Annotated in this window: 3 protein-coding genes; 2 read left to right on the forward strand and 1 reads right to left on the reverse strand. The window is 43.2% G+C overall.

Annotated elements, in window-relative coordinates:
* Both A3735_RS16545 and A3735_RS16550 read left to right on the forward strand, forming a co-directional pair.
* Positions 1–234: MipA/OmpV family protein (locus A3735_RS16545; RefSeq protein ID WP_156499721.1), on the forward strand; the 234-nt coding region annotated here is incomplete at its 5' end.
* A 204-nt stretch (positions 235–438) separates the two neighbouring features.
* The gene (locus A3735_RS16550; RefSeq protein ID WP_068633834.1) at positions 439–1,374 is read left to right on the forward strand and encodes an SIS domain-containing protein; all 936 of its coding nucleotides are present in this window, start codon (positions 439–441) and stop codon (positions 1,372–1,374) included.
* A gap of 19 nt (positions 1,375–1,393) precedes the next feature.
* On the opposite strand, the gene A3735_RS16555 is transcribed toward A3735_RS16550, so the two are convergent.
* On the reverse strand, positions 1,394–2,944 hold a 1,551-nt coding region (locus tag A3735_RS16555), incomplete at its 5' end, for an FG-GAP repeat protein (protein WP_197485913.1).

Genomic DNA, 2,944 nt, shown 5'->3' on the forward strand with positions numbered 1-2,944 from the left:
GGCGAAGATGACGCCAATATCGATTATTATCAAACTATTACCAGACCTCAATATGAGCCTGGAAATAGTGGACATGTCGGGTTCGACCTTACCGTCGAATACAGCATATCTGACAAACTAACCGCGACGGGCTACCTTGCCATAGAGAAATTTTCAGGCGAAATAGAAACCAGCCCCTTAATAGAAGATAAAGAACTGATTCTAGGTAATATTGGCCTGCGATACAATTTTTAACCTGCACCTTCTTTTGGCAGCGCACCTCAATCACATTGCGCTGCCAACACCCACCCAAGTTAAACCTGTTGCACCTAAATTTCATTTAAGACAAAAGCCATTTTACTCTTTGTAAAACCGTTTATAATACAGACATAATTAGTGGTATCGTTTGTATCACCCACTCCCAAGCCCTTATAACCCCGCTTTACTAGGTAGGTGTAAATGTCTGATATTAATGAAACTGCGATTAGCAGCTTAAACGAAGCGTCCTCCGCTATTTCAAATCTCGCAAACTCTCTTGATAACAGTTTTTCATCTGCCATATCATTGATAATGAAATCTGAAGGACGCCTAATAGTTTCAGGCATGGGGAAATCCGGCCATATTGGCAAAAAAGTCGCAGCTACACTCGCTTCTACCGGCACACCTAGTTTTTTTATTCACCCCGCCGAAGCGTTTCATGGTGACTTAGGGATGATCCGCCCTAGCGATATCATCTTGCTTATCTCGAATAGCGGCGAAACCGAAGAAGTGATCAAACTCATCCCTAGCCTTCGGCGCTTCGGAAACAAAATTATTTCGATTGCTAACGCCCCTGATAGCACGCTAGCAAAAAATTCAGACGTCTACTTGAATATTTTTGTCGAAAAGGAGTCATGCCCAAATAATTTGGCTCCTACCACATCGACAACGGTGACACTAGCTTTGGGCGACGCACTTGCTGTTTCACTAATGAAAGAAAGAAACTTTCAACCTGAGCACTTTGCAGCCTTTCACCCTGGAGGAAGCTTGGGTAGACAGCTACTGACCAAGGTGCGTGACGAAATGCTTGCTCAAGACCTACCTTTTGTAAGCCCTGAAACACCTGTTGATGAAGTTATCATTACAATGACTCAATCGCTTCAGGGTATTGCAGTTGTTATCGATGAAAACAAAGCGCTTCTTGGCGTAATCACTGACGGAGACTTGCGCCGTTCTTTGGTAAAAGGTGGTGACATTCACACCCAAAAAGCAAAAGATATAATGACCACAGACCCAATAACCATTGACGAGGGAGAAATGCTCTTTACGGCTGAAACGATCATGAAGGAAAACAGCATTACAAAATTACTGGTTACTGACGGCAAAAGAACTGTTAGCGGCATACTCTCAATATAAGCCCTCTAAAACACTGAGTTTATTTTACCAAAAACAAAGGTTGTCCTGCTGTTTTGGTTGTGGCAACCACCTTATTTCCCTCAAGCGCAATCGTGCTTCCATATTCAACAACTCCAGGACTGCTTAATTCCAGCAGTTTAGACCAGGTCTTATCTTCATGATCCCGAGCATAGATGTAAGTGATACCCTTATCTTCAGAACCCCCTTCATCGAACAGTGAGTGCGAGACAACCAGGTCGTTATCATATAGCGCTACTGCGTTGCCAAAGCTCGAAAACGGTTCATTTACGGGAGCTTTTATATAGAGGTCCTGAGAAAAGTTTCCACTGGCAGCATCTCTTTTAAATGCGTAAACGGCTCCAGAATCGCTTGAATCGTTATTCGACATATCGCGATTGAACCCGGTACTTGCGCCGTCCTCATGGGATGCAGAAACAACCAGATAGTTTTCATTCGAAGCAATTGAGCTACCAAATAGATCACCAGAATCTGCATTCGATGCCTTTATAATTGAACGCAATTCGTGAAATCCCACCTGATTACTATTTATAGCGCTAAAAGCAAACACAGCGCCGGAATTTGACCTACTTAGTACAGGCTCATATGACTCTGGCGAGGGCGAATTATTTATCACACGGTCATTACTTTGTTCATAAGGAGCTGATACAAATACTTGGCCGTCAGGTGTTAAAGAAATAGCACTACCAAAGCGATCTCCCGCAACGGGTTCTAAAGCTTTTAACGTCTCGATATATTGCAAGAAATTGCCCTGACTGAGATTCAGCGAATACATATAAACTGCACCTGAGTTAATGGCTTGCGTGTCGGAAAAGATGCCATTCAGGCTATCTTCTTTTGGTGCAGCAATAGCTAGGCTATGACCAATATACTGCCCAGATGAACTTAACCGAGCGCTTAACGCAATTTGCTCACCAAACCCTTTGTCGAAACCGGAGGCACCTCGAACATTTTCCTTTGCTTTGATATAAGAGTGAAGTGCCCAACTTCCATCTCGCTGCAGCACATAAAGGTAGACTGCGCCAGATTCAGGAGAAAGATTGCTAGCGCTGGCATTTTCAAGTTCTTGAGAGAGCGCACTTGAATAGTCCCCTTCTGCAGTATAGTTAGTGTACACATCTTGCGCAGAGCTATCTTCACCAGGGGCAGAAACTACCAATAGCTCGCCGTCCACAAACACAGATTGACCAAATTTATCGCCTGGCTCAGCATTTGGAGCCTTCAACATCCAGACTAACTCCCAAGAATCGTTTGCATTTCTTTCATAGATATAAACAGCGCCAGAGTCCTCTGAGAATTCATTGACAATCGAGCCGTCAAGGTCATTCTGTATCTGAAGAGCAGTAAATTCACCGGCTGAAGAACTATCTTCCTTTGGCGAACCAAGTACCAAATAATCACCTGATAGTGAAAGATTATTCGATTCAAGTGAATTTTCATCAAACAGAGCTAGAGGATTAGCAAAGTCGGTAATTTCAAGCTCATCAGCTTCATCTCGAAATATTACGAAATTATAAGTTAAAACCTGTTCTACATTCCGCCGCATTCCTTG

The organism is Oleiphilus sp. HI0061, assembly GCF_001635675.1.